This window comes from Vibrio sp. DW001 (genome assembly GCF_029016285.1).
Classification (GTDB): Bacteria; Pseudomonadota; Gammaproteobacteria; order Enterobacterales; family Vibrionaceae; genus Vibrio.
In genome coordinates this window covers 3,275,904-3,298,096 of record NZ_CP091975.1, presented here as the reverse complement: position 1 = coordinate 3,298,096, position 22,193 = coordinate 3,275,904, and the positions used below count along the sequence as shown (strand labels likewise).

At 41.5% G+C, this 22,193-nt stretch carries 18 protein-coding genes; 7 read left to right on the top strand and 11 right to left on the bottom strand.

Going from position 1 to position 22,193, the window contains the following annotated elements:
- Positions 1-103 precede the first annotated feature (103 nt).
- Positions 104-871: an FCD domain-containing protein gene (locus L3V77_RS15035; RefSeq protein WP_275134854.1), complete on the top strand. Its 768-nt coding sequence runs from the start codon at positions 104-106 to the stop codon at positions 869-871.
- A 126-nt stretch (positions 872-997) separates the two neighbouring features.
- On the opposite strand, the gene L3V77_RS15030 is transcribed toward L3V77_RS15035, so the two are convergent.
- A complete protein-coding gene (locus tag L3V77_RS15030) occupies positions 998-3,352 on the bottom strand; it encodes an amylo-alpha-1,6-glucosidase (RefSeq protein WP_275134853.1) in 2,355 nt (784 codons plus the stop codon).
- Positions 3,353-3,414: 62 nt separating this feature from the next.
- Positions 3,415-4,416, bottom strand: a complete 1,002-nt coding sequence (locus L3V77_RS15025) for a LacI family DNA-binding transcriptional regulator (RefSeq protein ID WP_275134852.1) — start codon at positions 4,414-4,416, stop codon at positions 3,415-3,417.
- A 258-nt stretch (positions 4,417-4,674) separates the two neighbouring features.
- On the opposite strand from L3V77_RS15025, the gene L3V77_RS15020 reads away from it, so the two are divergent.
- From L3V77_RS15020 to L3V77_RS15005, 4 genes are all read left to right on the top strand, one after another.
- Positions 4,675-5,901 carry an ABC transporter substrate-binding protein gene (locus L3V77_RS15020; protein ID WP_275134851.1) on the top strand — a complete coding sequence of 409 codons (1,227 nt, stop codon included), beginning with the start codon at positions 4,675-4,677 and terminating at the stop codon, positions 5,899-5,901.
- Between the two features lie 63 nt (positions 5,902-5,964).
- Positions 5,965-6,858, top strand: a complete 894-nt coding sequence (locus L3V77_RS15015) for a sugar ABC transporter permease (protein ID WP_275134850.1) — start codon at positions 5,965-5,967, stop codon at positions 6,856-6,858.
- The gene (locus L3V77_RS15010) at positions 6,858-7,790 is read left to right on the top strand and encodes a carbohydrate ABC transporter permease (RefSeq protein ID WP_275134849.1); all 933 of its coding nucleotides are present in this window, start codon (positions 6,858-6,860) and stop codon (positions 7,788-7,790) included. The genes L3V77_RS15015 and L3V77_RS15010 overlap by 1 nt, the downstream gene beginning before the upstream one ends.
- 3 nt (positions 7,791-7,793) lie before the next feature.
- Positions 7,794-8,888 (top strand): ABC transporter ATP-binding protein, encoded by a 1,095-nt coding sequence (locus L3V77_RS15005; protein WP_275134848.1) that lies wholly within the window; start codon positions 7,794-7,796, stop codon positions 8,886-8,888.
- 3 nt (positions 8,889-8,891) lie between these two features.
- Here the strand turns inward: L3V77_RS15005 and L3V77_RS15000 are convergent, their stop codons facing one another.
- Positions 8,892-9,773 carry a YjjW family glycine radical enzyme activase gene (locus L3V77_RS15000; protein ID WP_275136789.1) on the bottom strand — a complete coding sequence of 294 codons (882 nt, stop codon included), beginning with the start codon at positions 9,771-9,773 and terminating at the stop codon, positions 8,892-8,894.
- Between the two features lie 20 nt (positions 9,774-9,793).
- Positions 9,794-11,320 carry a YjjI family glycine radical enzyme gene (locus L3V77_RS14995; protein ID WP_275134847.1) on the bottom strand — a complete coding sequence of 509 codons (1,527 nt, stop codon included), beginning with the start codon at positions 11,318-11,320 and terminating at the stop codon, positions 9,794-9,796.
- A 246-nt stretch (positions 11,321-11,566) separates the two neighbouring features.
- Between L3V77_RS14995 and L3V77_RS14990 the strand changes: the two genes are divergently transcribed.
- Both L3V77_RS14990 and L3V77_RS14985 read left to right on the top strand, forming a co-directional pair.
- On the top strand, positions 11,567-12,511 hold the full coding sequence (locus L3V77_RS14990; protein ID WP_275134846.1) for a LysR family transcriptional regulator: 945 nt from the start codon (positions 11,567-11,569) through the stop codon (positions 12,509-12,511).
- A gap of 156 nt (positions 12,512-12,667) precedes the next feature.
- Positions 12,668-13,282, top strand: coding sequence for a response regulator transcription factor (locus L3V77_RS14985; RefSeq protein ID WP_275134845.1), 615 nt, complete (start codon positions 12,668-12,670; stop codon positions 13,280-13,282).
- Positions 13,283-13,357: 75 nt separating this feature from the next.
- On the opposite strand, the gene L3V77_RS14980 is transcribed toward L3V77_RS14985, so the two are convergent.
- The 7 genes from L3V77_RS14980 to L3V77_RS14950 form a co-directional block, all read right to left on the bottom strand.
- Positions 13,358-15,139, bottom strand: coding sequence for a lysophospholipid acyltransferase family protein (locus L3V77_RS14980; protein ID WP_275134844.1), 1,782 nt, complete (start codon positions 15,137-15,139; stop codon positions 13,358-13,360).
- 200 nt (positions 15,140-15,339) lie between these two features.
- Positions 15,340-15,708 (bottom strand): PilZ domain-containing protein, encoded by a 369-nt coding sequence (locus tag L3V77_RS14975; protein WP_275134843.1) that lies wholly within the window; start codon positions 15,706-15,708, stop codon positions 15,340-15,342.
- A 146-nt stretch (positions 15,709-15,854) separates the two neighbouring features.
- Positions 15,855-16,163 (bottom strand): cytochrome c, encoded by a 309-nt coding sequence (locus L3V77_RS14970; RefSeq protein ID WP_275134842.1) that lies wholly within the window; start codon positions 16,161-16,163, stop codon positions 15,855-15,857.
- Positions 16,164-16,341: 178 nt separating this feature from the next.
- Positions 16,342-19,038, bottom strand: a complete 2,697-nt coding sequence (locus L3V77_RS14965; protein WP_275134841.1) for a molybdopterin-dependent oxidoreductase — start codon at positions 19,036-19,038, stop codon at positions 16,342-16,344.
- Positions 19,039-19,040: 2 nt separating this feature from the next.
- Complete coding sequence (locus L3V77_RS14960; RefSeq protein WP_275134840.1) at positions 19,041-19,649, bottom strand: arsenate reductase (azurin) small subunit; 609 nt, start codon at positions 19,647-19,649, stop codon at positions 19,041-19,043.
- On the bottom strand, positions 19,646-20,896 hold the full coding sequence (locus L3V77_RS14955) for a cytochrome c peroxidase (protein ID WP_275134839.1): 1,251 nt from the start codon (positions 20,894-20,896) through the stop codon (positions 19,646-19,648). Before L3V77_RS14955 ends, L3V77_RS14960 begins: the two co-directional genes overlap by 4 nt.
- A 9-nt stretch (positions 20,897-20,905) precedes the next feature.
- A complete protein-coding gene (locus L3V77_RS14950; protein WP_275134838.1) occupies positions 20,906-21,997 on the bottom strand; it encodes a cytochrome c peroxidase in 1,092 nt (363 codons plus the stop codon).
- Positions 21,998-22,193: the final 196 nt, after the last annotated feature.

The following is a 22,193-nucleotide window of genomic DNA, read 5'->3' as shown; positions in this document are numbered from 1 at the left end:
TGAAGGATTTATTTTCTATTGTATGATAATATTAAAGTGATGATAATTAGATTAATTATCATCACTTTAATATTTGTACAACAATTTAATTTATGAGCCTAGCATGACAGAAGAAAAATTGATTAGACGACGATACTACGAAATTGGGTTACAAATAGAGAAGCAATTGTTTTCTGGTTTTTTTAAAGCAGGTGACCGTCTACCATCAGAACGAGATTTGAGTCAGCAATACGAAACAAGTCGAGCTACTATACGCGAAGCTATCATAATGCTTGAACTTAAAGACTTGGTTGAAGTAAGAAAAGGTGCGGGTATTTTCTTCAAAGAAAATACGGATAATGAGAAACGTATAAAAGTAGAAGATACAGCAAACATCAATGATGTAGGGCCATTTGAGCTTCTTCAATCTCGCTTTGTTTTAGAGGTTAGTATCGTAGAATTCGCCGCTAAGAATATTAAACTTAGTGAGTTGCGTCAGCTTAGAAGTATCATTCAACGTCAAGAAAACTCATTTGCTGACAGCAAACAATTTGAAACATTAGATCGTGAATTCCATCTGTGCATAGCAGAAGCGACACAAAACCGTATGCTAATTGATACCGCCAATCGGTTATGGAATGTTGTTCGGACAGAAAATCCACTCTGGCAACAACTCAATAAGAAGTACTTACACGACACGCCATTGAAAGAAAGTTGGCTTACTGAGCACAGGAAAATCTTTGCGGCTCTACAGAAACGTGATCCGGTTTTAGCGAAACAAGCCATGATAGAACATATTGAGCACAGTAAACGAGAGCTAACGAATTTAGTCGATTATGGTGATATTGAACTTTTAGAGCATGATGATATGTTATTTATTGAGGACAAATAAAAAGGCTTCTTAGGAAGTCTTTTTATTCTTAGTAACATTGTTGTTCAGTCACCATGTCCCCAGGTATTATTTACCGACTTTGAATACTCTGGTTAGCTAAAGTAACGTATGTGGTTAACTAAGTATTTAGGCAGACTGTGGGTAATGAACGGTTACTCTGTATTTTTTACCATCTTCAATGTTTTCGATGATAGCAGTGCCAAGTTGTTGGTCATCAACATAGATAACGACATTATCAATATCCTGCTTTGCAATATAATCTACTTCAAACGTTGCACCTCTAAAGATTCGCACCGCACTGACATCTCCCCAATGAGAAGGTAGTTGCGGCTTAATCTCTAGCCCTGAGATGCAACCCTTTAGACCAAACATTTGTTCAATCACAAGTCGATAAACCCAAGATCCGGTTCCAGTATTAAATAAATTACTTGAGCGACCTGCGGTTCTTGGGTATTGATAATAAGCACCGCGGTAGTAATTTGGTATATAGATGGGTAATTGTCCTCGTTGTTCAAAGCTATCGCCATCACTTAGCATTTTTCGGACTACATCAAAGGCACGATCTGATTCAGTTATATTGTAGAGACCAGCGGCATAAAACGCAGCAGCATGATTATATACTGATCCATTTTCGGCACTTCCAGGCCACTTCTGTGTGACGCGGCCGACGTCTTCACGCATTTGAGTGTACGCTGGGGCAAAGAGCATCACACCGTATGGTGTATCCAGTTGTTCATCAATCGCTTTTAACATGGCGTGTCGTTGGGATTGATCAGCAACATTTGCTAGCATCGCCCAACTTTGGGTATTCAGATAAATACGACCTTCTTTATCTTCTGGAATACCAAATGTGACACCATCATCAGTTATTCCTCTTGCGTACCAATCTTTTTGCCATAGATGGGTATTGATGGTGGATTTAAGTTCTTCTACTACCTCTGAGAAATACGTTAACGTTTCGTGATCATTGTACTTCTCGCTAATGTTTATCCAAAGCTGCAAGCTATAACTGAGTGCTTGCGCTAACCAACCTGAAACCCCTTTTCCTTTATGACCAACCATATTCATAGGGTCGCACCAATCACCTTGAGCAATATAAGGTAACCCACGATCATCTCTTGAGCTGATCATAAAGAACATGGCCTGATTCATATGCTCAAGTACGCTTTTGTTTTCATTGCTGTCTTTCCATTCAATGTTTTTATGCAAGATTTGAATGTCATTGGTTTCATTAAGATAGGCTTGTAAGATCAATGGAAGCCATACACCGTGGTCGGTGTGTGGAACCTGATTGATGTACTTTAGTTCTGCTTCAGGAGTTAGGAGTATTCCATCGGGCATCTCACCATTACGGTGCTGTTGGCTCAATGCGGTAAGAATGACCTTTCTACAAGCCGCTGGATTGATATATGCCATACCCATGCCATCTTGCAGTAGATTACGGGTCTGAGGGTCGGTCGTTAAACGGTGGGTGTCACCGTGATAAAATACTTGCCTAGGCAACCAGTGATTGATGAAGTGATTAAGCGTGTTATCGGGTGTTTCAATATTGATAACGCCCTGACCTAAAGCCATATACTCTCGGTAGGATTGTCCGTCATCAGCAAGCGGTAAATGCAGGCTTTTAATCGTTGATATTTCATCTTTATCTAACGCAGGACCAAATACTAAATTAATCTGTTCTCTTGCCGATGGTTGGAGAGCAAGGCAATACTGCATTGCACATATCGGCATTTCATAGCTTGAGTCGCAATTAGCAAGATTAAGGCCTTTTTGCAAAGCCGTTGGATTATGCAATCCACCTTGCCCTTCAAACGCCTCCATCCTAATCTCATAGTGATCTGGAGTACGGTCTGAAATAAGGTAGGTCATATCTTTGAGTGATTTATTCTGCGTGTAGTTCTCTACTTTTTGATATGGCGTGATAGAGGTACACACAATGCCATTTAATGATTTGTCAAAATGACCACCCATGTTCATCCATGACATATAACCAACAGGAAAATAGGGAATTAATGAAACGGTTCGTTTATCTGATGAAAGATTTTCTATGGAAACGGTCCATAGTTCAGCTGCTTGTGTAGGGCTCAGTGTAAGGGATATATGAATACGAAGATTGAGTTTTTCAATCGTCCACTGAATGTCAGAAAGCCCTAGTGAATATTCGTAGTAGTCGAGTTCACCTTTAATCGGCGCAAATGGGGCAGAAAATAGTTCACCAGTATCATCGTCTCTGACGTAAAAAAAACGACCTGGATGATGAGAAAAATAAGGCTGTTCTGGTTGCATAAAGCTTTTCGCAGCCAAATTTGGAGTATGGGCATATTTTTGTGGTTCGGGATTCATATATTGAGCGACGGCATAACCTTGGCAGTTCATATGAATCATCATTTTCTTGTTCCAAAGATACCCCGCCGAATTCGGTACTAGAGTAGGATCGGAAAGCACATATCGTTTTCCATTATCAATAAATTTTGACATCAAGGACTCGCTCATAAAAGATTTGCAAATTAACGCATTAAATACGGTGTAAAGCAGATTACTTATTCAATTTTACTGGAGTCTCTTATGTTTAGCTGAGGTGTAAAATGAGTCTGTATTGGTAGCTTTTCGCCGTAACACAAATTCAATATTTGATGACATGCGTTTCGAGAAACGTCTTCTAGAGGTGTTGTTACACTTGTCATTGGCGGGGATGTATACGCCGCGATATCGATATCATCGTATCCTACAACAGCAACATCTTTCCCTACTACAAAGCTATTTTGATTGAGTGCTGACATTGCCGCCATCGCACTATTATCGTTTCCGCAAAATAGAGCAGTGAATGGTTTTCGCTTTGCAATCAACGTGTTCGTGGCCTCAAGGCCTTGAGCGAAGCTATAACCACCCGATATGATGAGATCAGGATCAATATGTATTTTATTGTCGGCCAGAACATCAATAAACCCTTGATGTCGTTTTTGAGCATCTTGTGCGTTCATGCGTCCCGTAACGATAGCGAATGTGGTGTGACCTAAGTTAACGAGATGCTCTGCTGCTAGACGACCACCTAAATAGTGATCAATACTAAATGACTTGTTCTTCAGATCGGGTAACTCACGGTTTAAAAATAATATATTTGGATAGCGCGCTTCAACTTTCGCAAGTTCAAAAATCGATAACTCAGGACAAGACATAAGAATGCCATCGCAATCTCGTTCTATTAGGTAATCCAAACACTTTATCCGCTCTTGATCTGTTTTAGCGTCTTCAGCGTTAGCCAAAATAATATGTTTGTCTCGTTTTCTAAGTTCTCTTTCTATCGTTTGAAGCATCTTACGATGAAAAGATCCGGAAAAAGAAGGCACCCAGAGTCCAATGATATTTGATTTTTTTGACGATAAAGATCGAGCGATACTGTTTGGACGGTAGTTAAGGGCTTGCATAGCGATATTGATTTTCTCGCGTGCTTTATCGGATACAGAACTACTCCCAGATATGTGTCTGGAAACCGTTCCAACCCCCACTCCTGCAAGCTTAGCAACGTCTTTTATTGTGGCCATAATCCTTCTCTCTGTATTCTGCTTTTTCTGTTTATTCTCCTATTCTAGATTTTTATTACCATTTTTGACACTAATACTTGTGGTTTTGTTGCATTTGTAGGGAAAGCGTGACCAGTGACGCATGTTTAAAATTTTGTTTATTTTTGACTGGATGAAATGGTTTTCTATGAGTATAAATATATAAATGGAACCGATTCCATTAGGGTCTGAGTTAGTCTGTAACTTGTATGAACAATAATAATTTAAAGGGTATTTACGATGATGAAGAATCTGACGTTAGTTATTGCGCTTGCGACAACCTCTATGGGGGTAATAGCAAAAGAAGAAGCAGAAGTGATGCACTGGTGGACATCTGGTGGCGAATCTGCAGCAATTAAAGTGTTGGCTGATGCGTATGAAAAAGAAGGCGGTGTCTGGAAAGACAGCGCTATTGCTGGTGGTTCTAACGCTCGTTCCGCCGCGATTAATCGCATGATTGGGGGGGCACCGACGACCGCTGCTTTGTTTAATACTTCTCAGCAGTACCACGAAATGATCGCTGAAGACATGCTCAATAATATTGATGCGGTTGCAAATGCGAATAATTGGGATCAGATTCTCCCTCAACCAACCCTTGATGCTATTAAAGTAAATGGTCATTTTTATGCCGCACCAGTCAACATTCATATGCCTGGTTGGTTCTGGTACTCAAAGCAAGCATTTGATAAAGCGGGGATAGATAAAGAACCACAGACGACTAACGAATTATTTTCCACGTTGGATAAACTAAAAGAGGCGGGATATATACCGTTAGCCTTAGGTGGTCAAAGTTGGCAAGAGAATCTCTTATTTGCGACTATTTTGAGTAATGTTGGTGGGAAACAACTCTACTTAGATACGCTTGGTAAACGTGATGCAAAGACTTTGAGTTCAGAAGGATTTAGAAACGTAGTCGATACTTTTTTGAAGTTAAAACCTTATGTAGACACGGGTTCTCCGGGAAGAAATTGGAACGATACAACGTCATTAGTTATCAATGACAAAGCAGGTATGCAAGTGATGGGAGACTGGGCGAAAGGCGAGTTTACCCAAGCAAAAAAAGTGGCAGATCAAGACTTTGGTTGTTTTCCTGGTTTAGGAAATGACTCGCTATATATCGTTGGCGGTGACGTTTTTGTTTTCCCTAAAACAGATGATAAAGCGCAAGTGAAGGCTCAACAGAACCTAGTTAAAAGTATGCTAATGCCATCCACACAGATAGCCTTTAATAACCTTAAAGGGTCTATTCCTGTTCGAACAGATATTGATGTTTCCACCATGGATGTTTGTGCTCAAAAAGGCGCTGCTATTCTTAAAGTAACAGAACGTCAAGTACCCGATGGATCTATGTTGATGGAAGAATACCTATACGGTTCATTAAAGGATGCGGTAACTGAGGTCTGGAATGGCAAAGATATGACGACAGATAAAGCGGTCAATATCTTTGCTCGTGCATTACGTGATTAATAACCGCCATATGCCCAACAGACAAGGTTGGGCATTATCCTCTTGGTAATATAAGGAATTACTATGAATATAGTCGCTACCAAACGGCATATAAGGCGTAACCTGCTTGCATACTTAGCCATAATACCTATGGCTTTGACAGTATTTGTCGCTTATATGGGGACCATGTTCTGGTCTGTTCGATTGTCTTTTAGTAGCTCTAAGTTGTTACCTAAAAATGACTTTGTTGGTTTTGCTCAATATGAGCGATTATTTGAAACTTCACGTTGGGTCACGTCATTAGAAAACTTAGTTTTTATAGCGATTCTATTTCTATCAATATGTTTTTTTTTAGGCTTCTTACTTTCTATATTTATTGACCAAAAAATAAAAGCGGAGAGTTTTTTCCGAACCGTATTTTTATTTCCCTACGCCATGTCATTCATTGTCACAGGCTTAGTATGGCAGTGGATATTTAACCCACAACTTGGCATTCAAAATACGGTGCGGAGTATGGGGTGGGAGTCTTTTTCATTCGATTGGATAGTCAATCCAGATATGGTGCTTTATACCGTGGTGATTGCCGCGGTTTGGCAAGGTGCTGGTTTGGTTATGGCTCTATTACTTGCGGGCCTCAGAGGTATTGATGATGACTTATGGAATGCAACAAAAATAGATGGGATTCCTACATGGCGGGTATACGTCAGTATCATTTTGCCGATGTTAAGACCGATGATTGTTACGACTGTTGTTTTGCTCTCAATAAGCATTATCAAAATGTACGATGTGGTGGTTGCGATGACAATGGGAGGCCCTGGCATTGCAAGTGAAGTCCCTGCAAAGTTTATAATGGATAACCTATTCGAACGCGCCAATATTGGTCTTGCTACGGCTGCTTCTACCGTATTACTTACGACAGTACTTTGTCTGATAGCGCCATTTATTTATTCAAACTATATCAAGAAACAGGGGCGATAATGACAATGAACACGATGATTTCAAAAGACAAAAGTCGTTTTGTTAACAATAATGAAATGCCCAAAGGCCGGAAACTGACCGTTAAAGCAAAGTGGGCACGATTTGGTATTTATGGTTTTTTAATTATTACAGCATTGTTCTTTCTATTACCATTGTACGTGATGTTGGTAACGTCATTTAAAGAAATGGATGAAATACGTATTAGTTCCATTTTTTCGTTACCTCAGCAGTTCAGTTTTAATTCATGGAAAGTGGCATGGAGTAGCGCCTGTACAGGATTGGAATGTTCTGGACTGCAAGTTGGTTTTTGGAATTCGGTACAGATACTGATTCCTAGTGTCGTTATATCGGTTATGTTTGGTGCGATTAACGGTTATGCACTCTCATTTTGGAAAATAAAAGGAGCCAATCTCCTCTTTGCTTGCTTATTGCTTGGTGCTTTCATTCCTTATCAGGTGTTTATTTATCCGTTAATTCGTGTTTACGCCAATATAGGTATCTATGGGACATTAAGCGGAGTGGTTCTTTCTCACGTGATATTTGGTATGCCGATAATGACGCTGTTGTTTAGAAATTATTATAGCGGTTTACCTGTGGAGTTGTTTAATGCGGCAAGAATAGACGGGGCTGGTTTCTTTAAAGTATTTTTCTCAATTATTTTCCCGATGTCCGTACCAATTATTATTGTGGCGGTGATCATGCAGGTAACCAATATTTGGAATGACTTTTTAATAGGGTTGGTATTTGGCGGCAATGACAATTTGCCGATGACAGTACAGCTTAACAATATCGTCAATACAACTACTGGTGAGCGGGCGTATAACGTGAATATGGCCGCGACCATCCTAACTTCATTAGTACCACTTATTATATACGTTGCCTCAGGGCGTTGGTTTGTTAGAGGCATCGCCTCTGGAGCAGTAAAGGGATAGAACATGGGTGTAGTCAGCATTAATAAACTCGACATTAGCTATGAAAATACCAAGGTAGTTAAGCAGTTGGATCTACGAATTGAAGATGGTGAATTTTTGGTTCTATTAGGTCCGTCAGGGTGTGGAAAATCAACCTTACTCAATGCGATTGGTGGCCTTATCGATACCAGTGGCGGAAGCATTAGCTTTAATGGAAACGACGTGACGTGGCTTGATCCAAAAGATCGAGGTATTGGTATGGTCTTTCAATCCTATGCACTTTATCCAACGATGACAGTACATAAGAATATGTCATTTGGGTTGAGGATTGCTGGTGTTGATAAGCAAATCATTGAGAATAAAGTTGCATGGGCAGCAAAGCTATTACAGCTTGAACCCCTATTAAATCGCAAACCAGCCGCGCTCTCTGGTGGGCAAAGGCAACGTGTGGCTATCGGCCGAGCCTTAGTTAGAGACGCGGATATCTACTTATTTGATGAGCCATTATCCAATTTGGACGCAAAACTACGTGCTGAGCTGAGGTTAGAAATTAAGAAACTGCATAAAAAATTACGCTCTACCATGATTTACGTTACTCATGACCAGATAGAAGCCCTAACACTAGCGGATCGGATCGCGGTAATGAAAGATGGGATTATTCAGCAATTAGATGTGCCACAGACTATTTACAATAAACCAGCCAATTTGTTTGTCGCAACCTTTCTCGGTTCTCCTGCTATGAACTGTATCGATGGTAAATTAACAATTGAAGATGACAGTGTTTATTTTGTTTCTGGTGACCTGAGATTGAATGTAACCCGATATTCGTTCAAACAAGACGTTATTAATGGTCAACAAGTGACGCTTGGTGTGCGTCCTGAGCATTTAACTTGTCAATTGGATGCAGAAGTGGATATTGTGTCACTACATCGGGGGACGGTTGAATTAAGAGAGCCTATGGGGTCGGACACCTTGTTATGGTCTCGACTCTCATCGGGTCATCAATTGTCTCATCGCATTCCAAGTGAGCAACTCATTGAGGTTAACGATCTGGTTTTTCTCAATATTGATGCGTGTAAATGCTCAATTTTTGACGCAAATAGTACCGAACGTATGTAATCGTTAATTAAAAGCAGGTGGCATCATAATGTGGTGAGGTATGGATTCTTGTAAAAGATGCTTGAAAGCAACAATTTCTTCTTTGCTACAGGTCTCCCAAAGCAAAGCTTCACCAGTAACCCCATGATGTTGAAATGCATTTAGGCGGATAATGACGTCGTTTGGCAACCGATTGAGGTAGGTGGTTAAAGCGTCAATGTTTGAGACATAATCCGTCTGTTCGGGAATAGTTAAAAGACGTATCTCATGTAACTTGTTTGCGGAAGACAACACATCTATAGATCGAAATACAGCCGCATTATTTCTACCGACCAGCGCTTCGTGTACTGAGCTATCCCACGATTTTAGATCGATCATCGCACCATCTAGGTAAGGTAAAACTTTATTCCAACCTTGTTCTGACAAAGAGCCATTACTATCCATAAAACAGGTGAGACTCTGAAGTTTTGGGTCTGCTTTAATCGCTTTGAATAGTGAGATAATGAAAGGAAGTTGCAAGCTTGCTTCACCCCCTGAAACAGTAATGCCATTTAAAAACAAGTGGTTATCTTTAATGATCGTCAATAATTCGTTAAGGCGGTATTCGCGAATTTTGGGAGACGATTGAAAAGAACAGATATCGATGCATTTATCGCAACCAGTACATTTGTCTGCATGCCAGATTACCTGGTTTTGTGCATTCAATGTCAATGCGTTATCCGGGCATTCAGCCACACACTCACCGCAATGATTACAGTGAGCAATAGAATGAGGGTTATGGCATGACGCGCAATTAAAGTTGCAGCCTTGGAAAAAAATTACCAATCGATTACCTGGGCCATCAACACACGAATAGGTCAGTATTTTACTTACCTTAGCGGTGCGAAGTTGGCTCGCAGGTTGAATGTCAATATTCACTTTTTAGATTATTTTTGATAAATCGGGTTCATTTCAGCACTGAGTACTCTAGGCTTTCGATTCAGCATTTCAGTGTTGTCGGCGGCTTCAGAACCTAAGAAAGTGGTATTGGTTCGAGAGCCTTGTTGCTTGTATTTTGCTATATCTGACATCTTAACCATATAGCCAGTAATTCGAACCAAATCATTGGAAAATACATTCGCTGTAAATTCTCTCATTCCTAGCTCTAGCGCGCCTTTACATAAATTGTACATCGCTTCAGGGTTCGATTTTACGGTTTCATCTATAGTGAGAATATCGCTAATACCAGAAGGATAAAATTTATGATGGCCTACGGTCGCCTTGATATGGGTGATTGGGTCGGGTTCATAGCCATAGGAGATTCGAGTCGCGGGAGTGGCTCCAGTATCTAAGCTAATGCCAGCCTGAGCGTGAAGAAGGGCACGTCCGTGATAGCCATACTTTACTGGTGTCGATTCAACGATTTTAGCCAAGGTCTCAGAGATCGTATAGCTAAGTTCGTTTGCTATGTCATCATGGCCGTATTCCGCATTAATACCTTCTTTATCCAATAAGATTTTTACCGTTTCCGCCATGGCAAAGATACCGAACATCGGTGCAAACCTATCTTCATTAATGAGTTTTTCTTCGACTAAAAAACTGTCAAAGAAGTTGGACTTTTCGTGTAAAAATGCACTACGAGCTTCAATAATCTCAAACATAACCTGACAATATTCAGGCAATACAATAGAGAGAAATTCTTCTCTATCTTTAGAACGAGCTGCGACTTCTTTTAAGTTCATTCGTACGAGTGTATTTGCGCCGCCAGCTAAGGGGAGTGAATTATAGCAACTCACGATGCCAAATTGTTTATCACCGTAAAAATCAGCGTGCATAGGGTAGTTGGCAACATGTGGTTTGCTGCATTCACAAATATTCGCGGTAGCTTGGCGAAGTAAGCTATCCGGTGTAATCGCAGGGTCGTGCATAAAGGTGAGGTTGGGTGCTATCTGTTTGAGTTCGGCATCGACTTTTAATATGGTTCTACATATGACGTTGTCCGTAGGGCCGATATTCGCATGCATAAACGCATCAGGTAACGTTCTATCAAGCATGATCCAGAAGAGCTTAATTTTTTGATAAATTTGCTGTTCTGATAATTCATTTACATAGGGTAGTAATATCTCATCGAGCTGACCTAAATAGACAGGAATCGAAGTAACAGATGGCACATGATGATAAATGATCGTCAGCAGATTAAGTGCTTCATCTAAAGTCGATGCAGGTTCGAGTTCTAGATAACGAGAACCTTGTTTAAGGAACATGCCGTAGTCAGGTAAGACATACCTTGGTTTAAATGGCGCGTTGCCTTCAAACATGTCACAGAGAACACCTTCACCAAGTGCTAGCTGTGCTTGTGCTGACAAAGGCACATAGGCAAGGCTACCTTCCGCTTCCAATGCTAATAGATTTGTCTTTTGTTTAGGAGAAAGATTGGCATCGGTAACGATGCTTAAAATGCGTTCTTGATTCATGAAAATGCCCTGATATATAAACTATTCTAACTATATCCCACAAGCGGGCGATTCAACTAATGTAATATGGAAAGGCAAAGGCACACTCATCACATTTTGAAAAAAGTGGCGGATAGACGTCGTTAATGAAACATTTTTCACATCAAGTTGACGAACCGTCCATATTTTAGATATTGCATAATGTCTGTATTTATATAAATTGTAGGTCATCGTTATATAAATATTAAAAGTAAAGAGATGGTTGAAATGTCAGATGCAGTTAAGAAGATTGATTATAATCTATTACATGTCTATCTATTAATTTACAAACTCAGAAGCTTATCTTTAGTGGCCAAACAGTTGGGTCATACCGATAGTTCAGTAAGCAAGATGTTGAGCAAGCTGAGGGAAGGTTTTAATGACCCGCTATTTGTTCGTCATGCCAGTGGTCTTGAACCAACCGCATTTACAGAATGGCTTGCGCCTAAGATTGAAATAAAACTTGCTGGACTCGATGCCGTCATTGAGGAAGCGATTGAAAACACATTTGAGACCGATCGGCATGTGGTCATCAGTTTACTTCCTGTTGATGTTAGTCTGTTTGGCAATGCGCTTTATTCTCAGTTGAGCCGATCTTTTCCAAATATTAGGTTTAATATTGTCAATTGGAATAGTAATACTCCGGACAAAATTGCTTCGAAGGACGTTGACTTCGCTGTTGGTCCATCGCTCGAAAATGGCTCAAAACTGTGTTACCAAACCCGGATATTTGAAACCTATTATAATCTAGCCATACCAAACGACCATAAGGTCGCGAGTTGGGAAAATTGTATTCAATACCGTGTGTTGAAACAACATGTTCCGGGATGGAATTCAGATAGAATGCCTGTCATAGAACAGCTTAGTCATTATCATATACCTTTTAATCGCATAGAGTTAACCGAAATAGAAAATATCGGTTATGCAAATAATATTATGTTGAATCAATCCAAATCAACTCCTTGTGCTATCGGATTATTTTCTTATCAGATTGATAAATTTAAGCAAAATATTAATAGCGAGGTTCATATCGTTAATCCAAACACCTTTGGGGAGTATAAAGAGTCGGTCAAACTTGAATTATCACTATATGAGTATGTGGGAAATCGAGGCAATCATTTTTATGATCAAGTGAAAAGGATACTTCTAGATACATTAAACCCGAAAAGCTAATCACGACTCCTTCAATAACGTTCTCCCCCTTTATCCTACTTTCCTTTTTGGAAAGAATGACCTTCCAGACATTCCCAAGATTATACCGTACATTGTCCCTATAGGAGCTGAGTGAGCATGGATTTCTCAAACTATAAATAATAGAGAGAAGATAATATGAACTCGAAAAATATTTTAATTATGGGAACCTCCCCATTGGTCTGTGAAGCGTTAACTACTTTGGTTGAAAAAACATTTCAACAGATTAACGTGTTTGTCTCGGACAATGCACAACGTGGAATGCAGATCGTCAGAGAAAACGAGATCGACGGTATTATTCTCGATACAGAATTAAAAACATCGAGCAGTTTTGATTTTGTACGACGAGCTAAAGCGGGAGACTTCTTTGGTAAAGTGCTTTTTATCTCCAATAATGATCATTCAATGGTGAGTCAAACGGCAAAATTGGTCGGCGCGAACGGATTTATTTCAAAAACAGAAAGTACAGAGACTATTAAAGATGCGATTTTGGCAGTGTCTAAAGGGTATTCAGTTTTTAAAGAGGATCTTAACCAAGCGAAAGAAACGGTGACACTCTCAAAGCGAGAATCGGTTGTCTTTAGCTATTTAGTGAAAGGTTATTCGAATCAGAAGATTTCAGAGCGGTTGTCACTAAGCTCTAAGACCGTCAGTACCTATAAAACGCGAATTTTGACTAAATACAATGCCGATTCAGTGATTCAGATTATGAATATACAAAATATGGCACCAAGTTCAACCATGCATTCGTAGAAATAAGTAATGATTAAAGAACGGAATAATAGGTTAATCCCCACACGTTGTGTTGGTGGGGATGACGAGATTAGATCATTCTACGTTGACACCATGTGAAGAGAGGTAGTGTTCACTTTCATTAAAGCCCATATAACGGCCTAAGGTTTTCTTCGGCACTTTACGCAGATCGACCACAATAAGCCCATCAAGTGCGTCGTTGAAGGCGGGATCAACATTAAAGCATACCAATTTACCATTTAGACCCAAATACTGCCTCAGTAAGACGGGTACGCCTTTGCCTGCATCCATACGTGCAATAACTCGTGAAAGCAGTTGTAGATCACCAAGCGCAGTAAGCAAACTTGTATTCCAGGTGGACCCTTGGTTCTTTAAAGGGTTAGATGCCTTTACGCATTTCGCACTTTCGATATCATAATGATGCAGCGTCATGGTTTCTGCCAATAACTGACGTGTTTCATGGCTGTAGTCATTACTGATACTAACGGGTCCGAACAAGTGAGTATACTGAGGGTTACGTTGAACGTACGTAGCAATACCTTTCCAAAGCAGAAGAAGTGCACTCATGCTTCGTTGATACTCTTGAGCAATAACAGAACGCCCCATTTCTATCGCCTTTCCGTTATTCATTCTGTCCAAAAATCGTTGGTCATAATGGAATAGGGTTGTGGAATAAAGACCATCGACGCCCTTGTGAAGAGTGACTTCATCAACCAAGCCTAAGCGATATGCCCCAACAAGTCGGCGCTGTTCCCTGTCCCAGACAAAAAGTTGGAGGTATTTTTCATCAAACTTATCCAGATCAAGTTCTAAACCAGTACCTTCTCCTACTTGACGAAAATTCAGCTCACGTAGTCGCCCTATTTCGTGCATTAAGCTAGGAATGTTTTGTGCTCTGGTACAGTAAACGTCAAATTCCTTGTTGGTAAGCAGGTGTGCTTCTTCTGGCAGATTATTTAAATCCAATTGAATCGCTTCGTAAGGTAAAGCATCGGCGACAGGCATGCTTCCATTTAAGTCGGGTGCTGGTTCAGTCTTAGACTGAATGTTTCTATTTAACAAGTAAGTGTTGAGCCTGAGATAATTAACTAACTTTTTGTCATCAAGGTTATTCACTTCTTTGTACTTGATAACATCGCCTATTGCGATGGCGATGACCTCTTCTTTTTTGTTCAGAAGTTCTCTACCTAACATCAATGTTCTCAGCAAAGGGTGGATTTTACCTGCCATATAGAAACGCTTGGAGTTTTGCCCATTAATAAACATGGGTACAGTAACGGCTCTGTTTTTCCGTATAAGTGAGCTAACAGAACGACTCCACTCTTTGTCTTCAAGCTTGCCTTTTTTACTATCAACCAATTGGGAAACTTCACCCGCCGGGAACATCAGTAATAATCCGCCATTGGCGAGATGCTTATTGGCCGAGCGAAGTGCTCGCATATTGGAACGTTTTGCGTCTTGTGTTTCAAAAACGTCGACGCCTATAAATAGTTCGTCTAGTTCGGGAACGGTTTTAAGGTATTGGTTGGCAAGGACTTGAACATCATTACGTATTGAGAGTAGCAACTCGGCCAATATGACCCCTTCCACGCAACCTAAAGGATGGTTTGCAACGACCACAGTAGCACCGGACGACGGTACATTACTGAGCGAACCTCGCATCACTTTGTAATCAATACCGAGCTCGTCGAGTGCGAAACGCAAAAACTCTTGAGTATTACAACCGACAGGGCGTTGAGCATAAATTTTGTTTAATGTACTTAATCCTGTGGCCCACTCAGCAAGAGACTCACCCAGACCAAAAGGGGTTTTACGTGGAAGACGAAATGGGCTTGTTAGTTGCTGGACTGCTTGCATAATTACCTCAAAATACGGGTTAACTTTCTGAGATTTTATGAATACTAGGTTTCATTTATGCGACTTGAAGGTTAGATATAGATGAACAGTGTATGACATTAATTTTTCAGCCATGTAATTCATCTATATAAGATCAATTTCGCGGTCTCAGGAAGTAATCTAAATAGTTTAATTATTACAGCAGACCGAGGAAACTAAGATTATCTTACAAAAGAAAAATCTTTTGTTTTAGAAAATAGTCCGGGATACTTTTTACGAAGGTAAATTTGTTCTGCTGTCATACGTTTTAGATCGGGACCTTTTGTAAGATTAGCAATTAATTCGTTATCATCAAGTCTTAAAACGCGTCCTTCAATAGGAATCTCAACGCCATCATGAAAGCGTATGGTTCCCTTAATGATGACACCACGTGAGACAGGGTGTGAATTAGTAAACAGAATACGTGTTCCTTGCTCAGATATTTCACAGATGCGAAAATCCCGATCAAGAATATGTGCTCTTGGTCGCTCGCTTTTTGGGTACCTAAGACGAAAGTATTGTCTTCTTTGTGCTTCTGATTGCTGATCCATAATTCTTTTAATATATGACTTATCTTATAGAATGCTATCATATTTAATTGGGTTATATCTAAATGAAATCCTTCCAAGTGTGAAATTAGAATGCTCTTAATGAAAAACAGGAAGAGCTCATACTGAACACTTCCTGTCATTTGATGTTATTTTATACTGGAATAGTATTCCGCTAGATTCTCTATATCCACATCGTTGAGTGCAGCAACCATCGCTGTCATCGTCGGGTCTTTACGATTCCCACTCTTAAACGCTTTGATCTGCTTCACCAAGTAGGCTTTCTTTTGTCCAGCAAGGTTTGGATAAAGGTCAACGACCGAAATACCGTTCGCACCATGACACGCTAAACAGGTTGCCGATTTTGCTTTTCCAGCTTCAATATCACCGGCAACAACAGCCGTAGAGGCAAAACCAAGTAGTAAGCCTGCACACAATAGCGCACTGCTTTTAAACATAAATACGTCCTTTTATTGAATTCCTTGAGCGTAGAGAGGCAAGGAGATTGAAATTAATTATTCGCGACTCATCATATCTAGTCGTGTCACCGTCCCCCCTTACGTTCTTAGAGGGTGACGGTGACGCGGTACATCGTTGGTGATGTGTCGACGAATTTACTCGTCGGTGTCAGTCGCCCTACACAATATTTCGTGGTGCAAATGAGAATGCGCGGAACTCACTCTTGTACTTAGATTCTCCTAGTTTCTTAATGTTAGCGACGCCCATTTTATAGTTGTAGTTGCCACTAATTTGGTCGACAACACGCGTTGTCAAAGCATTTGACGGTTGACGCATGTCAATCATATTGGCGTATAACACGCCTTTCTTCACGGCGGGGGTTACGATTGCTACGGCAGTTACGGCGGCTTTATCAAGCTTGATATGGCCATTTTCCATCAGTTTACTAAACTGGAAATCATCGCCATGAACACCAAGAATCGTGTCTTTAAAGTTTGCGACTCGGTTTGAATACATCATCACCTGATCGCCAGACTCAATACCACGTTTTGCTGCATCGTCAGGATGAATTTCAACCCAATTTTCAGGCCAACGCTGCATCACATATGCACGCCTTTCCACATCATCGAAGCCGGACTGCCAGATCTCATTGATCCGTCCGTTTGAGAACCAAAGTTCTTCTTCTTTTGGCTGTAACCAAGCGTAGAAGTCGCTAAACAGATCCCAAGGGTGTTTCTGTAGGTTCACTTTACCAGTTTGACTGTTGAAAGCAGTTAACTGTTTTTTCAGTACATTGGCACCTTGAGGACCATTGGTTAAGCCTTTTTCTGCTAAAGATTCCATCGACATCTCGGTATCATGCAGCCGCTTTGTACCAACAAGTTCTTTCGTATCATAGTTGTAGAAAACGGGTCCTTGGATTCCGTCCGTTCCGTATTCACGTAGTTTCTCATGTAAGGTTTTTCCCTCAACATGAGCGGCAACTTTGATCATATGAAAATCTTTACGACTACCACGGCTAAAGCGAGAAGCTTCTTCAGCTACATCGTTTGAGTTATTCCAATCAAAGCCGTCGTATCCCATTCGCGTGGCGAGCTGAGATATGATCCACCAATCTGGCTTCGCATGCCCTGGTGCATCTGAAAACTTTTGATAAAGACGAAGACGGCGCTCGCCATTGGCGCGCATAAAGTCAACTTCGCCCCAAGTCGCCGCTGGAAATACAATATCGGCAAATTTAGCGCCGATGGGATCTCGAAGATAGATATCTTGGTTGATCACTACCATGCCACCAGAATCGGCTCGTTTTTTCAGAGTATCGATGATCTCTTGTTTGTCATGAGAGTAAACCTGATGCGGGTTAGCGATCGTTAGCTCCCAAAACTTCTTCTGAAGACCTTGGCTACCACACATTGCTTGAATCCATGTTGTACCAATAACATGTGCAAAGCGTGTATGACCAGAGTAGGTGTAGCGGTCAGTGTCGATAGCACGACGACGTCTGCCAGGCACTTTCTCAGGTGATTTATTCCGCGGTAACTTGCCACCAGATTGTCCACCACGCTGGTGGCCACCAAATCGACCGATGACTCGGCCTTCACGTCCACCTGTACCAATAACGGTAGCCAGAGAAGAAATAGCGTTGGTATTACCGGTATTGTTTGACCAGTAGAAGCCTTTTTCTATACCGATAGAGGCTTTTGGCCTTACTCCATTGACTGGCTTGGCGAGCATTTCTGCAGCTTTGTAGATCTTATCTACATCTACTCCTGCCATGCCAGCCGCGTATATTGGGTCATATTCTTTCTGTTCTAGGTTCCATTTTTTGTAACCTTCGAAGCCGTCGGTTTGGAATTTGCCCCACGTTGTCCTCCATTGCCACGGCGTGTTACGTGTACCTTGACCAAAGCCAGAGCTCGATTCCCACTTGTTGTTTACCCAGTTCTGAATCCACTCGCTATCTTCCCAACCATTCTCCAAAATCACGCGGAGAATGGCTCCGACAACAAGATTATCCGAACCAGGATTGACGTCGATGTGTAAGCCACCCTGTTTTTTCAGCCAAGCAATTCCTGCCGTTTCACGAGGATTTAGTATCACGGTTTTCATGCCGCGTTGTACCGCTGGCATAATGTACTGTGTGAAGATGATGGTTTTTGTTTCGTAAGGGTCGGTGCCACAGATCATTAACGTATCGGCTGCACCCCAATCATCGTAACTTGGTCCAAAATTATCGAAACCCGCATCACGAAAACCCGGGGTAGAGGTAACATCCGATGGTGTGTCATGGAAGGTGAAATTAGCGGTATTGACATGCCTTAGCGCATACTTAGTGATGGCATAGGTATTCTCAATGTACTGATAAGAATATGTTTTGACGCCGTAGGCATTTGAGCCATGAGTATCAATGACATGCTTTCCTACTTCGGCGGCAATATCGAGTGCGAAGTCCCACGGTACAGGCTGTAAGGTCCCCCCGATACGAACGAGAGGTTGAGTCAAGCGGTCACGTGTTCCTGTCGATGGGTTATATAGCTTTTGAGCCAATAGACCACCGCGCATAGAAGAGTCACCATTTTTGTTTACCGCTTTGGTGTCTTTATCGGGAACAACAATAATGTTATGAGGCTTACCTTCATGCATCACAACATTATGTTGAGCCGGGGCGACCCAAGCTTGTAGAGGGGCACTTGGAAAATTAATGCCAAAAGCATTTTCGTCGGCGTTCATGCCGCCATTCATTTGTTCCAATGGCCAGCGATAAACCTTGTACCCACATGCAACAATACAATAGTCGCAAGCCGTAGTGATGACTTCAGCGTCTTTCGGTGGTAATGGTGCGTGATCTTCCGGGATATAAAAATTAGTCGTCATGATTACGCCTCCTGCATCGCGATAAGATTTTCTGTTCGTCCAAATAACAGACCCATAATGCCTACCGCGTAGATTTCATCTCCATCCAACTCGAGTAGAACCTGTGGAAGGCTTTCGTATGCTTGACCTGAGACAATAATGCCGTGGCGACGCATATCGAAAGTTGATAAATGGAAAGGGCATTGGCCGAGTACTCTATGTTCGCCAACCACTTTATATTGGCCATTTAATGGACCACCTTGGTGAGTACACATGAGAGAAAAACCAACGACGTCCTGTTTCGGCCCAAGACCACCCCCCGCGGGAACGCCCATCTTCACCAAAATACCTTGAGAATTTGGTCCATTGTCCGGGTAATTAAAATAGATTGGTTTGTTGTTTTTAAGGTCACTAAGTTTGCCTAATAGTTGCCTTGGGTAACCGACAACCCGTGCTTGTGTTTTTTTAGCTTGAGCAGTACCAGGAAACAGCGTTAATGACATAACACTTGCCGTACCTGCTGTTGCACCGCTATAGATTAGGAAATCACGACGAGACATCATGCATTTGTTATGCTCGTTGGCGCTCTCATTGCTCTTTCCCTGAGCCTCAGTTTTGTTAAGTACACTCATTTTTTCACCTCCATCAACTCTTTCTCTGTGAATAGAGGTTGATATTCAGGGATCTTTGGATAATCCATTGTGATTCGGTCACCAGAGAATGCATCGAGAAATGCAAGGAGCTCGGCTTTTTCTTCCTTGGTTAAACCCAATGGTTTAATGAGTGGGCTCTTGGTCTGAAGGAAGTCAGTCGTTCGGCCATCTTTTGCTACCCCCCCACGGTCATAAAAGTCCACTACATCGGCCAAAGTAGCAATCGTACCGTTGTGCATATAAGGTGCGCTATATTTGGTATAACGAATGCTAGGTGTACGGAACTTACCTTTCATCTCTTTGCGTTTACCTCGAAAGTAAACACCAGGATCGGCTTTCGTCTCACGGTACATTTTCTCGTTAGAACCTTTCGCATAGAGTTCATAACGGAAGGTAATCTGAGCCAACGGATCACTTTCCCAGCGAAGGTTAGTGGGTACCCCAACGTTATAATTTTTCTGATCAGATGCGAGAGCACCGTTATGGCAAGCAATACATTGGGCTTTACCTTCAAATAGAGCTTTACCGTTTAGCTGAATTTTAGAAAGTGAATTTTTATCGCCTAAAAGATAATTGTCTAACGGTGTATCCGTTTGTACTAAGGTACGCTCAAATGCAGCCACGGCTTTCCATGCGTTACTTACCTTTGGATAGTTATCACCAAATACGGTATTAAACTGTTTCACATACTCAGGTACTAACGCTAATCTAGCCTCCATTAAATCGTCTTCACCGTTGCCTGCTACTCCACCTTTCGCGGCACTTTTTGCTTGCCCTTCAAGTGACTTAGAAGATCCTGCCCAGAAGAGCTTTTGGTAATAGGCCGAGTTGATGATGGTTTGGCTGTTTCTCCAGTGAACAGTACCCGGATAACCTAATGACAAGTCAGTAGGAAAATCCCAGCCGAGAGCGGGGTTGTGGCATGCAGAACAGGGTGTTGAGGTATCTCCCCCTAAACGGCCATCAAAAAAAAGCTGATATCCTAAAGTCACTTTCTCTGGGGTTGTCGGATTGTCCTTTGGTGTCGGTACCGCTCCTAAAGGAGCCAATGCCGGATATTGCTTCCCATTTAATGTAACAGGAGGAAGAGAGGCGGCTATTTCATCCGCTTTTGTGACTTCTTGTTTATCAGCTTTCGCTGCTGCTTGATTTGCGCTAGCGGGAAGTGCGGTCATAGTGAGCACGACTAAAGCTAGAGCAGACAAGGTGATTGATTGTGTTTTCATCTCGTCCTCCTAATTTTTCACGTTGCGCCAGTCAGAAATCAACTTGTAGTCGTAGTCATTGGCTTTCCATACGTGCGCACCGGTTGTTAAAGGTTCGCTTGAAAGGGATTCCAAAAACGCGACTAGGTCTTTCTGTTCCTGATCAGTCAGATTAAGAGGCTTGATGCGGGAGTCCTTATTTGAATCCTCGCCACCACCCTGATTGTAGAATGCGACGACCTCTTGGAGGGTCGCTATCATGCCGTTGTGCATATATGGTGCGGTTTGTTTCAACTCGCGTAATGTAGGGGTCATAAATTTCCCCATATCGCTGCCATCCACTTTGTGCGTTTGCACATAAGCACCGACATCACGCTTCAGGTTCATGTAATTCTCGGTACCCATAAACATATTGAAGGCAATAAAAGTTTGATGACGCATTGGGTCTCGGAATATATCGAGGTTTTCAGGTACACCAGTGTTGTAAGGCTTGCCATCACTAAACAATGGACCATTGTGACAAGATGAGCAGCCTGCTTTTCCTGCAAACAGTTCAAAACCTGATTTTGCTGAAGTGTTCAGCTTAGATTGATCAAAAGAGGTACGATTTGATGTCAGAGTCTTTAAGTACTCCGGAATGGCTTTACGGACAGAACCATTTGACGGTTCACCATAACCAGCATCTTTAAACATTGCCACATAGATAGGATCCTGCTTAAGACGCTCTTGCATCAATCGCATGTCCATATTCATTAACCAATCTTCGGTGATGTTCTCACGGGTGACATCATTTAAGTTGGTGCCAATTCGACCATCATGGAACCAAGATTTTTTGTAGACGGTGTTAATAAGTGTAGGGATGTTTCTAAATCCTTTGCTGCCTGTGTAAGCAGGCCCTAGAGCATCTGGATGTGCATAGCCATTTTCAGGCACATGACAAGACGCGCAAGAAAGGGCGGTATTACCAGACAATCGATTATCAAAGAATAGGCGTTTTCCAAGTTCTGCTTTTGCAGTATCTATTTTGAGTTCAGGTAGAGAGCCAAACTGTGTTTCATCGGTTTGGCTCCATACAGAACAGGAGATACTGACAGTTGCAGCAAGGATTAGCATTTTTCTCATTGTTATGCTCCTTAGCTTCCAGCTAGTTCCGTATATGATTAAATTATCACTACGAGTATTTTTAATTATCTTCGCAGCTGTATGAGCATAATTTGAGCCAACTTTTTTATGAGAATAAAATGCAATGTTTACAATGGGATACTTATGTTTGGGATGTAGATCTCATTGGCAAAAATTTAACGTTTCGTTGAATTTT